We start from the raw sequence: 20,431 nt of genomic DNA on the forward strand, positions 1-20,431 counted from the left end.
TTCGTGTTTCCACTTGAAGTCACATACAGTGTTTTGAGTTCAACAGTATCTGGTTTTGTACTGCATCCGAACGTCCACATTGGGCTTATTCCAGACTTCGGAGGCAGCGCAGCATCATGTGATATGTTGGCGTGGTCAACGTCGGGTTGTCGTTGTGGGAAGGCATGGCGGATCGGAGAATCATTCATGCAAACGCCAAACTTACCAGCCATTCGCACCCTTTCGCCCTGCATGGAACAAAGGCCGCATCGTGGGTCAGAAACGACCGTTGAAACCAAAGCATCTTTGGGCGATCCGTGTTCGATTTGAATTGGCCGAGAATCACCGTGATCTCGCACTTTTCAATATGGCCATCGACGGCAAACTGGGCGGAAGTGACCTGGTGAAGATGAAAGTCGTGGACGTCATGGCGTCTGGTCAGATCAAAGAACGGGCTTCGGTTTTGCAAAGCAAAACGCAGAAACCGGTGCACTTCGAGATTTCTGAAGGCACACGTATGTCGGTTGAGAAATGGATGGAAGATAAACTCATGGTCGGCTCGGAATACCTGTGACCGGGTAGGTTCCATGAGTGCCTGTACATCTCGACCCGACAGTATGCACGGATTGTTCGTGACTGGGTTACGTCAATCAGGCTCAAGGCGAGTGCCCATGGCACCCATTCGATGCGCCGAACCAAGGTCACCCAGATATACAAGAAGACTGGCAACCTTCGAGCAGTTCAGCTTCTTCTCGGTCACCCCAAGGGGGGACAGCACCGTCCGGTACTTGGGTGTTGAACTGGAGGATGCTTTGGCCATCGCGGAAGCCATTTAAATCTAGCGTATTTGGGTCGCCTTCATTGGCGGCCCAAAGGAGACATCCAGTGCATCCCTCGAATGCTGCGGCTGCTGCCCGCATTCCTGCCGTTCACCGCGCAAGTGAATTCCGGGGTTTAGTGATCTCACGGCAAGCGGACAAAGCGGGCACAAAGAGACATGTCCAAGAGTCTGTTCTTGCGTTTCTTAGATCCGCGTAGTCTGTTGGTTTCTGAACATTTTTCGGAGAACCTTTCTCAATGCTTAAACACATTCTGACTGCGATATTTTCAGCTGTCCTATTCTCAATCGCTTCGTCTGGAGGCGCCGAGACAATGCATGTGAAAACCACAGTGACCTACCAGGAACGCATCGCGCTGCCGCCTGACGCCGTTTTAGAAGTCGAACTTCTCGACACTTCGCGTGCTGATGCCCCTTCGGTTAGCCTGTCTTCCCAGAGGTTCAAACTTGCGGGTGTCCCCAGAACAGTTGAAATTGCCTACGACAAAGATCTCATCGATGAGCGCCATACTTACACAGTGGCTGCCAGGATCATTTCAGACGGTCACGTGAAGTATCGTTCTACGACGGCGACACCTGTGCTCACCCGTGGCGCACCAAATTCTGCTGAACTCGTTTTAGAAATGATGCCGAAGAGAGCGGGCGGCAACGACCCAGACCAATCGATCAACGATATCAATTGGGAAGTCTACGAGATCGCAGGGCGTATGCTGATGGTTGAGAACCCTCCTTCCTTGAAAGTTGAACAAGACGGCCAGTTTGGCCTTTACGGTGGGTGTAACCGGTTTACGGGAACCCTTGACGCAGCCAACGGTGAGTTCAGCATGCCGGGCAACTTCGCAGGAACGAAGATGGCGTGCCCTGAGGATCAAGAAAAGCTTGAACAAGATACGATCAAAGCCTTGTCCGAGGCAGTGGCCTACGTGACAAACGGAACAAACATGGCGCTCAGGAATGCAGCGGGAGCGACGGTTCTGCGTCTGCGTAAATTGCCAGAATAGGTACCGCGCCTATCGGAGCGAGCTGGGACAATCAGCCGACTTGTTCAAGCCAATATCAGCGAGAATCAAAGGTCGAAATCCCGAGCGGATCATAGACGTTGGACGGCTTTGATTGCGAGTGATCGTGATAGTGGGCCTTACTGCGTGCGTGGCGTAGTGACGCCATCAACACTCGTTCCGGATTATCGATGAACTGGCCTGCATCGGCTTCGTCATTGTCTTCTCCCGCTGCAGGAGGAGCGGGCTGTAGACGGCCTTCAAGTACAGTTCCCCACACATTGATATCGGCCAGCGTCAAAGGATCCACAGTTAGCGGATTTTCTTCAAGGATTGTGAAGTTGGCCAGTTTGCCGGGCTCGATGGAACCGATCTCATCCTCCAATTGCAGTGAATAGGCTGCGCCAATGGTGATACCTTCCAAAGCATCTTCAGCACTGATGCGCTGGTCCGGACCAACGACGCGACCACTCGTGGATATCCGATTGACAGCAGCCCACATGTACTTCAGCGGCTCCGCAGGAGCCATCGGCATGTCCGAGTGCATCGAAAAAGGGATACCTGCCCGAACGGCATCGCCTAAAGGCACCATGCGCTCTGTGCGATCACTACCAACGCTGCCTGCGGCGTACCGATCTGCGAGCGTCGGCGTATAAACGGAATTGCCGCTGACGATCGCGCCAAGACGTTTAATACGTGCGATCTGATCTGGTTGGGCGTAGCCAAAGTGTACAACGACAGTGCGATGGTCATATCGCGGGTTGCGCTGCATGGCGGCTTCAAGGGTATCAAGAAGGATGTCCAGACCGCCGTCTCCTAGATTGTGAACATGGACCTGAAAACCTGCGTCCCAATAAAGGTCGAAAACCTGCTTGAAGAAATCGGGCGTCATGATCCACTGACCTTCATGCCCGTCCAGATAGCCGTAGCGCATTATCATTAGTTCACTGAAGATCGCACCATCCAAAAGCAGCTTGACTTGCTTAGGTAGGAACTGGGTTCGGCCTTCGCTCCACGCCAGCATAGCTTCGGTCTCGGCCAGTACTTTTTCGGGGCCCTCTGTGTTCAGAAACATACTCCCAAGCGTTCGACCGTCGGGAATAAAATAAAAGTTGAATGGTGTGTCGTCTGGACCGAACGCTTCCGCCACCAGAGCTTGGGCGTTTTGATCCACAGGGCCAGCAGGCTCTGCAAGGGTCGTGATCCCGCTGCGGTGATAATAGTCCTCTGTGAACTCCAGCGCCTCCATGACCCTGTCGATAGACGCATAGGCCGGAGCAAACTTCTCAAAGAACACATGCTCCCAGAATGCAGCTTCAAGGAAGAGGCCTTTTTCAAGGTTGGCTTGAGACCGGGCCAACTCGCTTGACCAGCTGGCAATGTATTCTTCGGTGATATCCAGTTGTTCTAGGGCCACCGAGTTGAAGTACATCTCGTGGGTAGAGCGCTGCCATACAGCCAGCGAAATGTCGGGGGCCAGTTCGTCTAAAATCGTACGGCTCATGTCCCCGTGCCACGACGCGTGATACCCCCAGACCATCAACGGTCGCCCGCTGCTTGGATCATATGTGTTGATGACCTCGGACAGGCGTGCGCGAAACTCCTCCTCGCTATTGGCAAGAGGCGCAAATCCGGCCGGCGATTGCCAGTCCTCGATGGAAATGATGGCATCCGACATCATCGCAAGTGCGCCCAGAAGCGGGTGCAAATGCTGTTCAATAAACCCGGGCACCATGACCTTGTCTTCAAAGCTGCGGTCAATTGCATAGCTACCTTCGGGTAGGCGACCCTCGATTTCCTCCAGGGTGCCAACGTCAGTAATTCGACCGTTCCTGACCGCCACCGCTTCAGCCACCGGGGCGTCCGGATTCATGGTGAGAACTTTTCCACCGACGTAGACCGTTGTGCCGGGAAACTCAGGGAAACGCTCGAAGGCGTCTTGCAATGAGGGGGACTGTGCAGCGCTATGAAGCGGCAGGAAAGCGAAAGCGAATACTGTGAGAGACTTAAAGAACTTCATTGATGCCTCCGAATGGGATTACGGACGTAAATAAATTGCTTCGATCAGAGCAGGCTGATCTGCCATGTGTCAACCTAAGCCCTCAGTCACTCAATACTGACTGAGCAACCCAAACTTGAAAGCCACTTTTGTTGCCCGCTGTGGGCTCACAGCAGTAATTCGCCCAAATTCGCAGAATGACTGCATTGGAAACAACGTTGGAATTTCACCAGGCAGCATAGAACGGCAGTAACTCTCGAATTCCCGAGAAAACGGACTATGTCCTGCCGGGTAGAATTACGTTGTTCAGTTCTTTGAAAACCAGATTTTAGCAAGCCCTCCGCGGCCGTACTTCAGTTGCAATTCATTTGGAGCGATACTGCGATGCCAAACACTTCGTTACTTTCAAAGTCCAATTTTCCAGTTTTTGCGCTTATTGGAGGTTTGATTATGCAAAACCTTGGAACTTCTCCTGTACATGCTGAAGACGACCCATACGCGACGCCGCGAGAAGACTTTTCCATCCGCGACTTGAGGAATGGTTACACAGCCAAGCAAGCCTACGACCTGAGCTCTGAATGGAATTTGCAGAAGTTCCTCGACATTACCGAAGCCGGGGCGTTTTCGTACATGAACCTCGCCGAGTTCCTGCCAAGTTCGGTTATTCGCCGCGACGGGGCCGTCGCGATGCTTGCGACAAACCTTAAAGATGCCATAGGCGCCACGAGCGTCCCGGGCGCTGATGGCAATGCTGTCTCGCTCGACGAGATGATTAATGCCGATAATTCCACGGTGCAGGGTGTTATGGTTCTTCACAACGGCGAAATCGCTTACGAGGTTTACCCGGGAATGCGTCGGACGGACAACCACGTCTGGATGTCCAATGCAAAGATCCTTTCGAGCTTGCTGATCGGTCAATTGGAAGATGAGGGTAAGATCGACGTTCAGAAAACGGTTGGCGACTATGTCGAGGGCACCAAGGGAACAGCTTGGGAGAGCATAAAAGTCATCGACGTCCTGAACATGCAGTCTGGTTTGGATCTGGAAGAGAACCCCCTTTCACGCAAGGGCGACACACCGTATGGGCGTTTTGTCAGGGCTGAGGTTGGTGTTCCGAACGAAGCAGGCGTCCTGCAAACGCATAACGAAGCCCTGTTTGCTATACCCAAGCTGCGGGAACCGGCTGAAGCCTTCGAATACTCTTCTGCAAACACGCAAATGCTTGGTCTTGTCATTGAAGCCGTTACGAACCAGCGACTTGGCGAAGCGATCACGGAACGGGTTTGGAGCAAAGCTGGAATGACTGGCGACGCCACCCTTGCGCTGTCACCTCAAGGAAACGGTATCATACACGGTCTGATCAGCAGCCGCTTGATCGACATGGCAAAGATTGGTCTGCTCTACACGCCAAGCTGGTACAAGACAGCGGCGGACCGTGTTGTATCTGAAAAGATGATCGACACGATCCAAAAAGCGGGTATCGCCGAAAACTACATGAAGGGAACACTCGGCCCACACCTTTCCGAAGCATTCCGTGAACAACCGATGGCAAACGCATACCAATGGGATGCCGTTTTTGCCGATGGCGATTTCTACAAAAGTGGGATGAATGGCCAAGGCATCTATGTCTCGCCAGGAAAAGACGCAGTGGTCGTTTGGTACGCAACCGGAGGTGCGAGTATCGACATGGAAGCTTAGGCCAGAGCCATTGTGACTTCCCTGTAGGTCAGATAACGCACTGGCGTGTACGGCCGCAGGTCAATGGATTGTTGGTCTTTTGGTGACTAGAGCATCCATTCGACCGGCAGCAACCTGACAACGGCCGTCAGCGCACGCTGTAAACCGGTGGTTTCCGGGTCTGCGGTATGAATGGTGACTGTCCCATCCTGCTCTTCTTGCAGCCAGGTCATCTCGCCGCTGTCGTTAAGTTCGACTCGATAAGAAAACTCAGGCCGGTTCAATTGCTCCGCGAGCGATGCAGCAATCTTTGGGCTTTCGATCATAAGGCCCATTTCTGTATTCAGCCGCGCGGATCTGGGGTCGAGGTTGTAAGAGCCTATGAAGATCCGTTCTCCATCCGATCCAAAGACTTTTGCGTGTAGACCGGAGGCCGACCCGGCCAGCATCTCGGGCAGGCTGCGCTCACGATGTTCACGCCGCAAAGCTCGAAGCTCTAGCAACTCTACACCGCTGTTCAACAAGTCTTCCCTGTAACGCATATAGGCCGCGTGAACGGGCATAACATCCGTGGCATCCAATGAGTTGGTCAGAATGCGGACCTTCACTCCGGACTCTGCCAAACCCTCCAAAACCTCCGCGCCTCTTTCGCCCGGAATGAAATACGCTGAGACAAGGTCTAGCGAGGTCTCAGAGTTTTTGGCGAATTCGATAAGTTGCTCGACAATCAGATCTTCACTCTCGACTTCGCCCAGCCCTTTTGACGGATCGTCGACGAAAAGAGTGACTTCGCTCCATTCGAATTTCAGATCGCGCGCCGATATCCGGTCGGCCAGTTCATTTTCCTGAATAGCCCTTTGATAACCTGCGCCAACCGCAGTCTGGCGCGCGACGTCTGCCTTCGTTTTCAGAGTTTTTTCCGACGGAGGCTCCAAAAATAACTCCGCGTCGTACGCGGAAGCACTGTTCCAATATGCGTCGAAGGATTGCGATACCTCATCTACAATCGGGCCAATAGCTATCGCGTCTACATCCAGGTAGTGCGTTCCCGCCCCGTAGTCGAAATAGATGTCTCCTATGTTGCGTCCGCCAACAATCGTGGCGACTCCGTCCACAGTCATTGATTTATTGTGCATCCGCCGGTTCAGGCGCCCAAAGTCAAATGCATAGGACAGAAGTTTTGGGTTTCTCAAAGTGAAAGGATTGAAAATGCGAACATTTGCATGTGGCAGAGCGTTCAGTTCGGCGAGCAATTCATCCAATCCGGAAATGCCGTTGTCATCGACCAATAATCTGACACGGACACCGCGCTCTGCTGCTGCCCTAAGCTCTTCCAGAAGCATCAGGCCGGTCACGTCATCTTGCCAGATATAGTACTGAGCATCGATTGAGGATGTCGCTTCTCTTGCAAGGATCGCCCGGGCCGCAAAGGCTGCGCGTCCATTTCCCAACGGCCTTACACCGTCGAGCCCGGGATTGCGTTCAAGTGCATTTTTTATTGTTGCACCTAACGGTCCGTCCCAATCGGCATCTTGCTTAAACGTTGGCCCAGAAAAGTTTTCCTCAGGAAGCGGAAATGTCAGTCGTAACCCCATAATGATCACTGCGATCACCGCTACCAAAATCAAACATGTTCTGATCAGCCGCATTCAGGGTTCCACAAATGGCAAGTTGGATTTGCCTTATAGTTGAGATTGACCCATCGACAGACAGTTTTTCAAGAGTTTAGGTCCAAACAACAGACAGAGAACCGAGCTTTGTCCACTTTGGGCTCGGAGCTGACCTCGGAGGCAGCGCAGCATGACGTGATAGGCTGGACCGGTCAACGTCGTGTTGTCGTTGTGGGAGGGCATGGCGGATCGGAGGATCAGTCATGGAAACACCAAACCTACCAGCCATTCGCGCTCTGCGCCCTGCATGGAGCAAGGGCCGCATCGTCGGTCAAAAACGACCGCTGATACCAAAGCACGTCTGGGCCGACTTGAGCTGGCTGAGAACCATCGCGATCTCGCTCTGCTCAACTTAGCGATCGACAGCAAACTGCTTGGATGTGACTTGGCAAAAAGCAAGGACGTCGAGAGCGTGCGAGGTTTCATTGATCATCGTATTCCCACCCTCGCAATGGAAGATCGAAGCGGCGAACTTATCTGGTTTTTGTTCATGGCGCTTGCGCTCAACATTCGTATCACCGGAGGGGTGCTCACCCCTCTCTTTCATGTTGAAGATCCGATGTGTGCCCTCCTCATAAGTCAGGCCGCCGATCGAGGTTTGGTACGTGGTCCCATCGATCAAGCCGTTTGGAACCAATCAATAAGCGGCGCCGGTTTAGAAAGTACGGCGTGGCCCTATGCCTATGAAGGTCTGCGACTGGGCATCATCCCAGGGGCTACGCTTGATCATATCGAGAACCATCCGTATTTCTCAATTCTTCACCAGCGCAATATCAGATTTTTCTCATTGGATGCGAGTATCGAAGCTATCGACAGCGCAATGTCGCGACGGCGCGTGGACAGTCTCCATGCGATGAGACTTCGCGCAGAATTTGCGGAGTTCGGCGACCCACCGGCTATCGACGATAGGGATGTCGGTGATGAAGATGAGCATTTCGAAGAATTTGATGATGAGGCGATTTACTGACTGGCAGCTTGGGAACTAGGTGAAGCCTTATCTGTTCGAAATTCGAGCTGGTGACAGGGCTGGCCATCTTGTCTTTGTTGGTGCAGCTCAAAAAACTTCGGCGACTTATTGCATTTTGCGATCTCAAATGTCCGCTTCGACAAGAACGCCTTTCAAACGCTGTTCTGCGGCGAAAGTCAGGTTCCCAAGCAAAGGCCCCTTTTCTGGCTTTCCGATATCGATCTCGACACCGCGCTGGTGAGACTATTTTTGACTGGAGTACCGGCGCCGGTGAAGATTGTTTCGACCTTCGCCTTGTACCTCTTTGTTGTACACAATTCCTATTGGACAGGGCTTACCCAGCCTTGTTTACGTAACTCGCGCAGTACGGCTTCTGCATGCTCGACATCTTTGTGGATACTTTTGAGCATCGCGCCGATTGGTGCGTCCGGCCAAGCACGCTCAAGTTCAGCTAGTTTGGCTTTAGCCGCATGGTCTTGCCCCATAGCTGACAGCGCCGCCGTTACATATGCAAGTGAAGGTGCGCTGAGTGGATCGCCAAGTTGCTTTGCCTCTTCAAAGCGTTCTACCGTTGTTTGATATTCACCCAGATGAAAATGCGTCGCGCCGGAAATGTTTCGATTTGCAAACCTTTGGTTTCTGGAATCTAGCAGAGAAAGCCTGTCGGCCGTTTCAATAGCTTCGCCAAACTCGCCAGTAAACATCGCCACGGCACCGAGAAAGTCGAGAACGGCGCCATCGTTAGGATCAAGTTTTGAGGCCCGCCTACCGAGTTGCAGCGCGGCGTCATAATCGCGATTGGCGAAACTGGCCCAGCTTTTTGCAGACTGGCTCCAGGCTTGGTCTGGGGCAAGGCTAACCGCTTGGTTCGCCATCTTCATGGCGGCATCCGCATAGTCGTTCTTGGTGTCTGACGGCGGAGTTATCACCGCAAGGGACGCGAGAGCCTGCGCTGCACCGGCATATCCGCCGAAATATTCTGGATCGATCTCGATCACGCCTTCGAAAACGGACAGAACCAGCAACTGGCGCTGTCGGTCGAAGACCGGAAATATCATTGTCCGTGCTTGTTGCGCCAAATTGAATGCTTGTAATGCAGCAGGGGATTTTTCGTAAATTGCTGCGCGCTGCAAGTGCGTGTTGGGATCAGTTGCAGATAAACCAATCACTTCGGCAGCAACAGTTTCTTGTCCATCTTGGGCAAGACCAACTGCAACCAACGCACCGACGACGGCCCCAATGGTGAACGCCCCTACGGGCAGTCCAAAGCGTAGGGCCTTTTTTGAGATTGATACAGCGGTTGTTTCTGAAACACTTTCGAACCGCGGCCGATATCCACCGCTATCGATACACAGCCGTACCGGATCATCTTTTCCGATGCCCTCGTAATGCAGTTCCAAGAACTGGCGAAGTCGCCGCGCATCGACTCGAACGATGTTTTCCGGATCGGTCCCCTCCGAGGTATCGCGGTCATAGACATCTTGAGCGATAGTCTTGCTGCGAATTTGGTCTCCTCGGCCAGCAAGTTCTTCTTCGACGATGTATGTCAGGAACGCCTGAAGTCTATCGGATCCATCCAGATGAGCGTCAACAAGCAACCTGCCAAGGGCGGCGCGCTTCTCACGGTCCGAAATGTCTTTGGAATACCTCATCACATTCTTATTTTTGCAATTAATGACGCGTGAGTCACGCCGATATTCACCGTGAGTCACTTACGTGAATGTTTCCTAAGCCTCAGACTTGTACCAAAACAGCGAGCCGGAGCGCGAAAATCCACATTCCCAGCATGCCAATCTACTAAGCGACGGGAGGATTACACATGACACAACGTATGAATTACGAGAGGCTTAGCAAGCACTTCGCAATCGGCATGCTATTTGGCGCTTGGGCTATTTCTCCACAATCGGTCACTGAAGCAGTCATCGACTTAATTGCCCCTTCGGCGGCATACGCGCAGGAAACAGAAGAAGTTTCGCCTACGATGGTGCGTGATCGCCCTCGCGATGTGTACTACCCCAATACTGAAGATCTCGCTGAAGATGAAATGCGGGTCATCGCGTGTGGAACCGGAATGCCTACAACGCGAGCTGCTCAGGCTGCTGCGTGTTTCCTTGTGGAACTTGGCAACGGAGACAAGTTCTTGTTCGATATTGGCTCGGGATCGGCCGAGCGAATTTCTTCCCTGCAAATCCCGTATAATTATTTGGACAAGGTCTTCATCGGCCATCTTCATACTGACCATTTCGGCGCGTTGCATGACCTGTTCATCGGTGGCGCATTGATGGGGCGGAATATTCCGCTACGGGTTTGGGGCCCAAGTGGACCATCAGAAGAACTTGGCACTGCATATGCACTAGATCATATGCAAAAGATGCTCACATGGGACCTAGCAGGCCGAGCAGGAGTCACTGATTTCCGCGGTTATTCAATGGAGGTTAATGAGTTCGATTACAGGTTAGAGAACGAGGTAATTTACGAAGAAAATGGCGTCCAAATTCGTACTTTTCCAGCCATCCATTCAATTGATGGTGCAATCAGCTACGCACTAGAATGGAATGGTTTAAAATTTGTTTTTAGCTCAGACACTTATCCGAACAAGTGGTTCAAGGAATACGCTAAGAACGCAGACCTCGCCATCCATGAATGCTTCGTAGCGGTTCCCGACCTTGTAGCAAAGATGGGTTTCACACCCGAGTCCGCTTTATTGGTTGGAACTCAAGTACATACGGCGCCCGAAGCCTTCGGAAAAGTCATGAGCGATATCGAACCACGAATGGCGGTCGCCTATCATTTCTTCAATGACTTCGACACTTCTAACAATGTATTCGAGCGCATACGCAGCACTTATGATGGTCCGCTAAGTCTGGCAGATGACTTCATGGTTTGGAATGTCACGAAAGACGCGATTACGGTTCGGATGGCAGCAACGGAAGAGCACACTTGGGCGCCGCCTCTCGCTGCACCAGCTGAGCCGCCAAACCCTGCTGACAAGACCGCTTATGCGGAAAAGGTTGGACTTTCTCCAGAAGTAATGGAATTCTCAGAGTTCACAAAGGGTGGTTTTGACGACGTAGACGACGTTTTGCGACCCATCTACGAAGAAGCTTCGGAAGCGTTAGGCCAAGAGTTCCCGTATCCGGGCGATGAATAAAGTCAAATTTGACCGGCGCGTCTTCATAACGCGCCGGTTCTTTCAATTCTGATCGGAATTCTTTATGCAACATACCTCATTGATTACTCGCTATTTGTTCTGCGTTGGATGGTTGCTTGTCGCTGTATCCCACGCAGCAAACGCCCAATCACTTGCACGTTCTGAAGATGATGACGGCGGTTGGCGACACTCAATCACGCCCTATTTGTTCCTTCCGCTCAGCACGACGGGCACATCAACTATAGATGGAACAAGCGTCGATTTGGACTTGAACCTGAGCGAGGTGCTGGATGTGCTGCAAGGCGCTGCTTCAGTACGTTACGAGGGCTGGAACGGCGACTTCGGGATTATTTCCGAAGTTTACTATGTAAAGCTTGGCGGAGATGGAACTCTACCCGGTGGCAGGGTGGACGTTGATGTTGATGTCCGGCAGACCTTCGCCAACGTGCAGGGCGCTTACCGGTTTGCGAACGGAGTAAATGCCTCGGGCCAACGCTATGCAGCGGATGCCGCAATTGGGGTTCAGTGGAACCGGATCAAACAGGAAATCGACTTAGCGGGCCCCGGCCCAGGTATGACGTTGGGTGGGACAGAAGAATGGCTCGAACCAATGATCGCAATTCGATATATCTCGGAAATCAACGACAAATGGAATTTCGCCAGCCGGGCTGAACTGAGTGGTTTCGGTGTGAATGGCGATGACCTACAATACCTGGTTGTGGCTGGGTTTGACTGGAAAGGCTGGGAAAACACGTCCCTGCGGTTTGGTTATCAGTTCTATGGAATCGACTTTTCCACCGACCGTTCGGATGGGGAGTTTGCCTATGATGTGGACCAGAATGGTATCTATGCTGCCGTCGCGTTTCATTTCTAAGATTGGCGAATACAGCAAAACATGGGTTCGGTTGGGCTCAGTACTTGCGAGTCTTGCGTTTGGGGCAAGCCAATCGATTGCGGATCTCGTGTCCCCCTACGGCGGAGAAACCGCGCCGAACTTTGTTGAGCTTTCGGTGCAGCCTGATCATGTGCGGGTTCTCCTTGAGGTCGATTTGAACGACTATCCCATATTCGTCATTCCAGATGATGGTTCGGGAACGTCACTGGCTGGGCGTACGGGGCAAAACCTTCAGATCTGGGCAGACGAAGAGAAACTGATCAGCACAACGAACACGATTGATGTGCGCCCCAGAATTTCCCGGCAAACAGCAGCGAGCACTCTGTATCGACCGCGACCGCGTAGCGAAAATGTCGTCTACGTGGACATGGAGTTTCCGTTCAATGGCAAGCCGGAACAGATCACGTTCATTCCCCCACTAAGTCCAGACGGGATTCCCTTGGCTTCACTTGGCGTTGTGGCCGAGCATATGGGCGTTCCAGTGACAGATTATCGCTATTTGTCGCAGGCTGAAACAATGCTGCCGGACTGGGAAGACCCTTGGTTTAGCAAGTTTGAGAATACAAACCTCACTCGCCATCACAAATCCCCGATGATGTCTTTTCTTGCCATGGAACCGCGTGTCGTCCGGCACGAGGTCATATTGCGTTTGAAAGACCTTGAGACTTGGGTGGACTTGGGCTTTGGCGATGCTGACCGACTGACCACAGATGATGTCGTCAGGATCAAGTCTAGCGTGTCGGACTTTTTTGAGACGAGAAACCCTCTCGCCGTTGACGGCAAGCCGATGAAACCGGAAACGGTGCAGGTCTCGCGTATCAAAGTTGGTGCCGAAGGTTTGCGTGTTCTTCCGGATCAAGCCGAGGCAAACCGAAAGACGATGTTACTGGGCGTCGTCCTTGCCTACCCGGTTTCGACTTTGCCGAACCGAGTTGATCTGGCATGGGAGCTTTTCCCAGTTGGTCTGGATGTTATTCCGATCACCCTTTCAGATCCGGCAGGGGCGGTCCCCTCGCAGATTTATACATCCGATCCTGTTGTAAGTTGGAACAATTACCTGACAACTTGGACCAACCCAAAGACCAGCCCGGTTATCGTCAACGTCGCTGGCGTAACTCAGGTTCCATCGTTTGCGCTCGCCTTAGTGTTCATATGTTTGATATGCGCATATTTTTCGTGGCATCGTGCAAACGGTCAGCGTCTGGTCTTGCTTGGCCTGACCGGGGCATTCGGTGCCGCTGCGATTGTCACGTATTTCCTAGGCAACCCGTCGACGGCGCTCGAGCCGGATGAAATCGCGACGCGTCAAATCGTGGAAGGGTTGTTAACCAACATCGGGACCACGATGCTTGAGACGCAAGATGACAATTCCGTGGCGGCGATGGAACCTTATGTCGAAGCAATCAATCGCGACAAGGTTCAAGCAGAAATGCGTCGTGGATTGTCGGTTACCTTGCCCTCTGGCGCCATGGCTCGCGTCGAAGCAATTTCCGAACTGAGTGTCGAAAGTTTCACGCCCGGCGAAGAAAGAAACCAGCATCAGGCCCTCGCCAGTTGGACAGCCCGCGTAAGCGGAGGCCATTGGGGGCACCTGCATAGGCAAGCGGTTTCTTATCGTGGCTTGCTCGACGTTTCGCGGCATGGCGACCATTGGATGCTTGATGACCTGACGATTATCAGCGCCAAGACAGGAGGGTAATTCTGTGGTTGCGGTAAGGTTGTTTTTTGCCACGTTCTTGTTTTCCACGATCCTTTTGTGCGCGGGCAGAGCAGAGTCCCATTTCAATCTCAACCAAAATGTCCGTATTCATCATGTGGCTCACTCAGAAGATGGGCTAGATATCTATTTACGCCTTCCGATGCCCTATTTGGTCGCGGAACTGGTCGGTCCCGAAGGTTCGGACGGTTTGCCCGATCCCGCACCGTACACATACAATCAGATCGAAGATGGTGTGCTCATGCACTACCTAGATCAGGCCGCATTTCACAAAGACCCGTCCGGTTTGGCTCGTATTGCTGAAAACGGCTTTTCGCTATCTATCGACGGTCGCCGACAAATAGCAGAAATAGTTTCGATAACACTACACCCGTTGGGGCAAGAACCTGGATTTGCCACGCTTAATGAGGCGCGTTCGGCACTTGCGCAAAGAGACAATTTCCCAACGCCTGAAGAAATTTATGTAGGCGAGGTGATGGTGGACGTACACCTGCGCTTTCCTACGGGAGAGGTAGGTGCCTACAGTTTGTCTTACACTTCTGATCCGGGGCTTCCTGGACAAGAAGAAACGGCAAACCTGATCCTCGACTACAATGGGCAAGATGTTCGGACGTTTCGCGCACGGGGTCTAATGCATTCCCCGGTTGATGTCTCCGGATCAGCGACCGCAGCCGCTTCGACCTTTTTTGTTGAGGGAATTCGGCATATTTTGGAAGGTCCCGATCATGTTCTTTTTGTGCTTTGCATGATCATCGGTGCCTTGAACTTGCACAGCCTTCTCGCCCGCGTAACAGGCTTTACCTTGGGCCACACGGTGACACTGATTTTGGGATTTTTTGGCTTCGCGCCGAGCGGAGCATGGTTCATCCCAACTGTCGAATTGGCAATAGCACTTTCGATAATCTACGCCGCTGCAATGGCTGTTTGGCCGCCAGAGAAAGGACATGGCGATCTGAAGGCATTTGCCATCACGTCGGGCATTGGGTTGCTACACGGGTTTGGGTTCTCTTTCATGTTGCACCAAATTCTACGTGTTGATGCGCCGAACGTTTGGCACAGCTTGTTGGCCTTCAACGTTGGAGTAGAGGCAGGACAAGTCATGATCGTTCTATTGGTCTGGCCATTGGTGCTGTTGTTGCGCAAACAACCAGGCCGTATCTGGGTCGGATCTCGCGCGGTAGTTGCCGCATGTGCAAGTCTGGTAGCTATGGTTTGGGTAGTGGAGCGGGCAGAGTTTTTTCTCTGATACTTGTTAGGTTAATCTTGCGCTGATTTGTACAGTAAGCAAATCTTCAATTAGACTTGTTGAACGTCAACTTTGTCCGCAGGGCAATCGTTAATACATTGCACACCGAATGACTGCATTGAGCCCGAAGTGGAAATTCACTCGCCTAAGGCGAAATGGGTGGTTTTGGACGATTTTGTATTAGCCTGATCCCAAGTAGCAGAGACAAACATCCAAAAGCCAATCCCATAGCGAGAGCATTGGCTACGAAGATGCCACCAAACAAGGATATCGCGGTTCTTCCCGCTTGTTCGATAGACGTGTCTACTACGATCGATACCCAGTCTTGAAGGTATAGCGCGAATAGGACCGAGAGCCCTATGGGCGAAATGATAAGCGCTGTGCCGAGAGAAGCCAATCCTCGGCCGAAGACGGCCCGCAGTGTTGACCCTTTCAGTACGATCGCAGCTGTGGAAGTAAAAACTACAAGTACAGTGAGCAAGACGAACAACAGGTCCATAATTGGGGGTAGGTCTTTCGAGACCGCCCCGCTGACGGCCGAGGTGAAGGGCAATAGAACGAAGGTTACAAGCCCTGCAGCAACGAGTCCTGTGAATAGCTTTGGCAACATGCCAGGCGAAAGGCTGCCACCGTGGTTGTTTTTAGCTGGTATGGGCAGAGCCGGGTCAATCTGATCCCACTGCACAGGCATTGGTTTTGCACGAGAAAGCATAAAAGCCCCCTTGAATTGTTGAATTTGAGACGACCTAGCCAGCCGCTTGTTCTTGGGAATCTGGTGGGCCGGAACGGAGTTTCTTTCGGCGCTTGGACTAATATTTGCGTGATCTAAACATGCCGATGCGCGAACATTGGTATCCTTGCCATTTCAAGTGATGAACATCCTGATTACGTAAGCGACAGTGGTTAGGCACAAGACGCTGCCGAACCAGATCGCGCCGAACCAAAAAACTTGCTTTAGCAGTTTCAATGGTAGCTCTCCTCTGGATCGATCTTCCCGCGGAAAACCCAGTACGTGTAGGCGGTGTAGGCTAGGATCGCAGGCAGCAGAACGACGGCTCCGACCAGTGCGAATGCCAAACTGCTATCTGGCGCTGCGGCTTCCGCAATCGTGAGGCTTGGGGGTAGCATATAGGGATAGAAGCTGATCCCAATGCCAATGAAGCAGACGACAAACAAGGCAATAGCGCAGAAGAAGGGTTGATAGTCTCGTTTTTCCCTCAGGCTGCGATCAAGAATCCAAGCAACAACAGCAACGATAGCTGGCACTAGTACAGAGAAAACGACACCGGGCCACGAAAACCATCTAATCAGATAGATCGGGTCTTGGAATGGGGTCAAAAGACTGACCAGACCAATCAACGCAAGCGTCATGAGCATTAGCGGGCGGGCAAAAGAGCGCATCTGCCGCTGTAACTCGCCCTTGGTTTTCATGTTGAGCCAGGTTGCTCCTAGCAAAGCGTAACCTATCACCAAGGCCACACCCGTCAGGATAGAGAACGGCGTCAGCCAGTCCCATTGTCCGCCTGCATACAGCCGATCCTCGACCGGGATACCCTGGACCAGCGCGCCAAGCGCGATGCCTTGGCAGAAGGCGGCTAGGGTTGACCCGCCGTGAAACGCAACATCCCAAAACCAACGCGCGCGTACCGTACGCCACCGGTATTCGAAGGCGACACCGCGGAAGACAAGCGCGAGAAGCATCACGATAACGGGCAAATAGATCGCGGGCATCACCACAGAATAGGCCAGCGGGAAAACGGCGAACAAACCTCCGCCGCCCATAACCAGCCAAGTCTCGTTCCCGTCCCATACCGGTGTGACAGAGTTCATCATGACATCCCGATCTTTGTCGGTTTTCGCGAAGGGAAAGAGGATCCCAATTCCAAGATCGAACCCGTCTAGGATCACATAAGTCAGAACAGCAAAGGCAATGATACCTGCCCAGATTGTTGAAAGTTCAAGCATTACGCTGCCTCCGCCAAAATAGAGATTTCAATGGGTTTGTGACTTTTCTGGATACCTTCGACAGGTGGTTTCCCCATAAGGCGCAGCATGTAGAACGTGCCTGCTCCGAAAACGGCGAAATATACGATGATGAAGGCTATTAGAGACGTGGCAACTGAAGGTGCACCCACTTGTGAGAGTGAGTCCGATGTCCGCATCAGCCCATACACCGTGTAAGGTTGGCGCCCCACTTCGGTGGTGACCCAACCGGCCAGTACCGCCACAAACCCGCTGGGCGCCAACAGGACGGATGTGCGGTGCAAACAACGATCTTCGTTGAGGCGGCCTCGTACTCGCTGAACAAGCGACCACAAGGCGACGCTCAGCATGGCAAAACCGATAACGAGCATGATGCGGAAGCTGTAGAACACGATCGCGACCGGGGGTTCTTCGTCGTCGGGGATAGTATCCAGCCCGTCAAGCGGCGCGTTGGGATCATGTTTCAGGATCAGCGATGATAGTTTCGGGATTTCGATGGCATAATCCACGCGCTTTTCATCTTCGTTTGGAATGCCGAACAGGATCAGCGGTGCACCTTCGGGATGGCTGTCGAAGTGACCTTCCATCGCCATCACTTTCTGCGGCTGATGCTCCAGCGTGTTCAAACCATGAAGGTCGCCGGCAACGATCTGCAGTGGGGTGACCAGAACGGCCATCCACATTGCCATCGAAAACATTCGGGTGACCTCAGCTGTGCGATTGCGGCGTAGCAAGTGCCAGGCCGCAACCCCGGCTACCACAAAAGCAGTGGTGAGATAGGCGGCAAGAACCATGTGTGTCAGGCGGTAGGGAAAAGACGGATTGAAGACAATCGACCACCATTCGACGGGAATGAACTGCCCCAGTTCGTTGATGTCGAACCCGGCCGGGGTCTGCATCCAGGAATTGACCGACAAGATCCACGTAGCCGAAATCAGAGTGCCGAGGGCGACCATCGCCGTGGCCATCATGTGCAAGCCGGAACCAACGCGTTCACGACCAAAGAGCATGATGCCGAGGAACCCAGCCTCGAGAAAGAAGGCCGTCATGACCTCGTAGGCCATCAAGGGGCCGATTACGGGACCTGCGGTGTCCGAGAATACGCTCCAGTTCGTGCCGAACTGGTAAGACATCACGATGCCGGACACGACGCCCATGGCAAAGCCTACGGCGAAGATCTTTTTCCAGTAGTTGAAAAGGTTGAGGTAGACCTTGTCCTTGCGCCATAGCCATAGGCCATTGAGAACGGCCAAGAAGCTTGCCAAGCCAATGGAAAAGGCCGGGAAGATGATGTGAAACGACACAGTAAAGGCAAACTGGATGCGTGCCAGGGTCTCTGCGTCGAAGTTTGCGAATAGGTTCATTGCCGTTTCCTTTGGCATTGGGTTGCAAAGTGCGGCAGTGAACAGGGGCGTCTCGGCTGCCAACTCGTCGGTGTCATTCAGATGAGCCGGATTTGGGGTGGTGTCTGGTTCAGTTCGTTTGGGTTCTGGACGGTTGTTTTTGGGTTTTGGACAAAACCCTGGTCGAGATGGGCGACTGAAATTTGAAACCGCGAGCGCCTCGTACGTGTGACGTTCGAAGGCCCAAAACAAAGTTGCCACCCGGCTCGATTACGAGCTGGATGGCAACCTCTCAGAAACTATGCGAGTTCTGTGGGGGATGGTCAGTCAAACTGCGTCCGGATGCTAACAGCGCAGGCTAACCGGTCGGGTTTGTTCGGCTTTGCTTCTCCTTTTTTGCTTCACTGGGGGTCGTGTCTTAGTCGTTCCAGTCTTTGTGTTCTTCTTTGAAGTCGTCGCGACGCTCTTGGGCTTCGTCTTGCGCGTCTTCAAAATTGTCCTTTTGGATCGCGCCGCCCACAGCTCCGACTGCGGCACCAGCGGCCGCGCCACCTACGATGCTTTCGCCAGCGATTCCGGCGATAGTGGCACCGACAACTGCGCCTTTGATCGCTTTGTCGGTGACGTAGTCAGCGTGAGCCGTGGCAGCCATGGTGATCAGAAGTGCGCCTGAGATCGGGGCGATAAAGAATTTCTTCGAGGTCTTCATAGGGTTCATCCTTGTTCTGGGTTAGCAGCCACCGCGGCTGCTGTGTGCCATTGAACTAGGTGACCCGATGTCCCGCTTTCTTTTGGAGACGGGACAAGGTTTTGTGGATCTTGGACATCTTTCGACTCCCGGTGCCAGCCGCTCTAGCGGCCAGCTTTACGGAATCTGGCAGGCGTTTCACCTGTCCAGCGCTTGAACGCTACCGAAAAGGCGGCCTGATCCGCAAATCCAAGCATGAAGGCTACGCGGGCAACACCCTCACCGCTACGCAGCATGCGTTTGGACAGATCGCACAGCACACCTTCCAGAAGAGCTTTAAAGCTAGTACCCTCGGCAGACAGGTGCCGCGTCATGGTGCGGCGCGTCAGGCCAAGCTCTCCGGCTATATCGTCGCCGTTTGGTATTGGTCCGGGAAGACGTTCGCCGAGCATATCCATAATGCGGTCGGACAGGCTGCGGACTGCATCAGGCTGAGCCTTCAGCTGTTCTTCCCCGTGCCGACGCAAATGCCCAAGCAAGTTGGGATCCGCAGTCGGGATCCGAAAACTCATGCCATTTGGAGGCAGGGCCAAAGCATATCCTGCTTTGAGCCCTTCGATGGGACAGCCAGCAAGTTCGGCCAGCTTCTTGCAATGCTCGGTATCGTCCGTTTCCAGTTCAATCGAGATCGGGGCAAGCCCACCCGAGGTGATCTGTTGAACGCGTTTATAAAGACCGAAGATCAGCATTTCGCGGTGGCGCGGGTATTGATGTGCTGGGATCACATTGCTTTCCAGCGTAATCCTCGGCTCATCAGGTGCTCCTACGACGTCCAGGCGCAGGTCAGGGTCTTGCATTGCGTAGAAGCACTGGGTCAGTGCCAGCGCATCTTCAATCGTTTCAGCCGCCCGTACGATATACGCCAAAAGCGTCCCAGGACCTTGCGCCGAAAGACCCACCCGCGCGGCAAAGGTTTTATCTTCCAAAACCCGGCACGCTGTTTCGACTGCGCCTGCCTCATGTAGCAGCTCGATGGTCGCGTCAGGGCTGTCGAGGATATCCGAAGGCGCGCCTGCCATTTCCAGAATTTCCAGAAACGGAATACTCGCGCCAGGTTCTTGCGAATAACGCAGCCCGACGTTTTGCAACCTGTAAGCACTGATGCGTGGCACTTTTGCGTCCTCCCCTGACTTGTACGCAACCCACTGCAGTCACTGCAATTGTCCAGAAGCCAATAACAAATGTCCAGAACCCTCAGGATCGCTGGTGCGATGACGGTT

At 53.0% G+C, this 20,431-nt stretch carries 14 protein-coding genes and 2 pseudogenes; 8 read left to right on the forward strand and 8 right to left on the reverse strand.

The features are described from left to right. Nucleotides 1-186: 186 nt before the first annotated feature. Nucleotides 187-815: pseudogene (locus AC2TAD_RS18530) on the forward strand (tyrosine-type recombinase/integrase). A gap of 316 nt (nucleotides 816-1,131) precedes the next feature. Further along, nucleotides 1,132-1,818 carry a YbaY family lipoprotein gene (locus tag AC2TAD_RS18535; RefSeq protein WP_480869414.1) on the forward strand — a complete coding sequence of 229 codons (687 nt, stop codon included), beginning with the start codon at nucleotides 1,132-1,134 and terminating at the stop codon, nucleotides 1,816-1,818. Between the two features lie 55 nt (nucleotides 1,819-1,873). Here the strand turns inward: AC2TAD_RS18535 and AC2TAD_RS18540 are convergent, their stop codons facing one another. Further along, nucleotides 1,874-3,835, reverse strand: coding sequence for an amidohydrolase (locus tag AC2TAD_RS18540; RefSeq protein ID WP_480869417.1), 1,962 nt, complete (start codon nucleotides 3,833-3,835; stop codon nucleotides 1,874-1,876). 429 nt (nucleotides 3,836-4,264) lie between these two features. Between AC2TAD_RS18540 and AC2TAD_RS18545 the strand changes: the two genes are divergently transcribed. After that, nucleotides 4,265-5,512: a serine hydrolase domain-containing protein gene (locus AC2TAD_RS18545; RefSeq protein WP_480869419.1), complete on the forward strand. Its 1,248-nt coding sequence runs from the start codon at nucleotides 4,265-4,267 to the stop codon at nucleotides 5,510-5,512. A gap of 86 nt (nucleotides 5,513-5,598) precedes the next feature. Here AC2TAD_RS18545 and AC2TAD_RS18550 read toward each other — a convergent pair whose 3' ends face one another. Next, nucleotides 5,599-6,942 carry a phospholipase D family protein gene (locus AC2TAD_RS18550; RefSeq protein WP_480869421.1) on the reverse strand — a complete coding sequence of 448 codons (1,344 nt, stop codon included), beginning with the start codon at nucleotides 6,940-6,942 and terminating at the stop codon, nucleotides 5,599-5,601. Between the two features lie 422 nt (nucleotides 6,943-7,364). Between AC2TAD_RS18550 and AC2TAD_RS18555 the strand changes: the two are divergent. Further along, nucleotides 7,365-7,561, forward strand: a pseudogene (locus AC2TAD_RS18555) (integrase); the annotation flags it as partial. A gap of 887 nt (nucleotides 7,562-8,448) precedes the next feature. Here AC2TAD_RS18555 and AC2TAD_RS18560 read toward each other — a convergent pair. Further along, entirely contained in the window at nucleotides 8,449-9,780 is a 1,332-nt protein-coding gene (locus tag AC2TAD_RS18560) for a tetratricopeptide repeat protein (RefSeq protein WP_480869424.1), read from the reverse strand. A 167-nt stretch (nucleotides 9,781-9,947) separates the two neighbouring features. On the opposite strand from AC2TAD_RS18560, the gene gntH reads away from it, so the two are divergent. The 4 genes from gntH to AC2TAD_RS18580 all read left to right on the forward strand — a co-directional run bounded on the left by gntH (nucleotide 9,948) and on the right by AC2TAD_RS18580 (nucleotide 15,137). Next, nucleotides 9,948-11,279, forward strand: a complete 1,332-nt coding sequence (gntH, locus tag AC2TAD_RS18565) for a guanitoxin biosynthesis MBL fold metallo-hydrolase GntH (RefSeq protein WP_480869427.1) — start codon at nucleotides 9,948-9,950, stop codon at nucleotides 11,277-11,279. A gap of 64 nt (nucleotides 11,280-11,343) precedes the next feature. Next, nucleotides 11,344-12,153 carry a hypothetical protein gene (locus AC2TAD_RS18570; RefSeq protein ID WP_480869430.1) on the forward strand — a complete coding sequence of 270 codons (810 nt, stop codon included), beginning with the start codon at nucleotides 11,344-11,346 and terminating at the stop codon, nucleotides 12,151-12,153. Beyond that, nucleotides 12,104-13,873, forward strand: coding sequence for a hypothetical protein (locus AC2TAD_RS18575; RefSeq protein ID WP_480869432.1), 1,770 nt, complete (start codon nucleotides 12,104-12,106; stop codon nucleotides 13,871-13,873). The genes AC2TAD_RS18570 and AC2TAD_RS18575 overlap by 50 nt, the downstream gene beginning before the upstream one ends. 19 nt (nucleotides 13,874-13,892) lie before the next feature. Beyond that, nucleotides 13,893-15,137, forward strand: coding sequence for a HupE/UreJ family protein (locus tag AC2TAD_RS18580; protein ID WP_480869435.1), 1,245 nt, complete (start codon nucleotides 13,893-13,895; stop codon nucleotides 15,135-15,137). Between the two features lie 865 nt (nucleotides 15,138-16,002). Here AC2TAD_RS18580 and AC2TAD_RS18585 read toward each other — a convergent pair. From AC2TAD_RS18585 to AC2TAD_RS18605, 5 genes are all read right to left on the reverse strand, one after another. Continuing rightward, nucleotides 16,003-16,104 carry a DUF2474 family protein gene (locus AC2TAD_RS18585; protein ID WP_170754828.1) on the reverse strand — a complete coding sequence of 34 codons (102 nt, stop codon included), beginning with the start codon at nucleotides 16,102-16,104 and terminating at the stop codon, nucleotides 16,003-16,005. Next, on the reverse strand, nucleotides 16,101-17,102 hold the full coding sequence (cydB, locus tag AC2TAD_RS18590) for a cytochrome d ubiquinol oxidase subunit II (RefSeq protein WP_170754826.1): 1,002 nt from the start codon (nucleotides 17,100-17,102) through the stop codon (nucleotides 16,101-16,103). Before cydB ends, AC2TAD_RS18585 begins: the two co-directional genes overlap by 4 nt. Beyond that, a complete protein-coding gene (locus AC2TAD_RS18595; RefSeq protein ID WP_480869439.1) occupies nucleotides 17,102-18,484 on the reverse strand; it encodes a cytochrome ubiquinol oxidase subunit I in 1,383 nt (460 codons plus the stop codon). Before AC2TAD_RS18595 ends, cydB begins: the two co-directional genes overlap by 1 nt. Before the next feature lie 397 nt (nucleotides 18,485-18,881). Next, nucleotides 18,882-19,172 (reverse strand): hypothetical protein, encoded by a 291-nt coding sequence (locus AC2TAD_RS18600; protein WP_480869442.1) that lies wholly within the window; start codon nucleotides 19,170-19,172, stop codon nucleotides 18,882-18,884. A 143-nt stretch (nucleotides 19,173-19,315) separates the two neighbouring features. After that, entirely contained in the window at nucleotides 19,316-20,323 is a 1,008-nt protein-coding gene (locus AC2TAD_RS18605) for a helix-turn-helix domain-containing protein (RefSeq protein WP_480869444.1), read from the reverse strand. Nucleotides 20,324-20,431: the final 108 nt, after the last annotated feature.

It is taken from the genome of Ruegeria sp. HKCCD7628 (genome assembly GCF_057221005.1).

Bases quoted from the DNA above. Each gene is read 5' to 3' on its own strand.
- AC2TAD_RS18545 (WP_480869419.1), top strand. From the start codon at position 4,265: ATGCAAAACCTTGGAACTTCTCCTGTACATGCTGAAGACGACCCATAC.
- AC2TAD_RS18575 (WP_480869432.1), top strand. From the start codon at position 12,104: ATGATGTGGACCAGAATGGTATCTATGCTGCCGTCGCGTTTCATTTCT.
- AC2TAD_RS18560 (WP_480869424.1), bottom strand. From the start codon at position 9,780: ATGAGGTATTCCAAAGACATTTCGGACCGTGAGAAGCGCGCCGCCCTT.
- AC2TAD_RS18600 (WP_480869442.1), bottom strand. From the start codon at position 19,172: ATGAAGACCTCGAAGAAATTCTTTATCGCCCCGATCTCAGGCGCACTT.
- AC2TAD_RS18595 (WP_480869439.1), bottom strand. From the start codon at position 18,484: ATGAACCTATTCGCAAACTTCGACGCAGAGACCCTGGCACGCATCCAG.
- AC2TAD_RS18535 (WP_480869414.1), top strand. From the start codon at position 1,132: ATGCATGTGAAAACCACAGTGACCTACCAGGAACGCATCGCGCTGCCG.
- cydB (WP_170754826.1), bottom strand. From the start codon at position 17,102: ATGCTTGAACTTTCAACAATCTGGGCAGGTATCATTGCCTTTGCTGTT.
- AC2TAD_RS18540 (WP_480869417.1), bottom strand. From the start codon at position 3,835: ATGAAGTTCTTTAAGTCTCTCACAGTATTCGCTTTCGCTTTCCTGCCG.
- gntH (WP_480869427.1), top strand. From the start codon at position 9,948: ATGACACAACGTATGAATTACGAGAGGCTTAGCAAGCACTTCGCAATC.
- AC2TAD_RS18570 (WP_480869430.1), top strand. From the start codon at position 11,344: ATGCAACATACCTCATTGATTACTCGCTATTTGTTCTGCGTTGGATGG.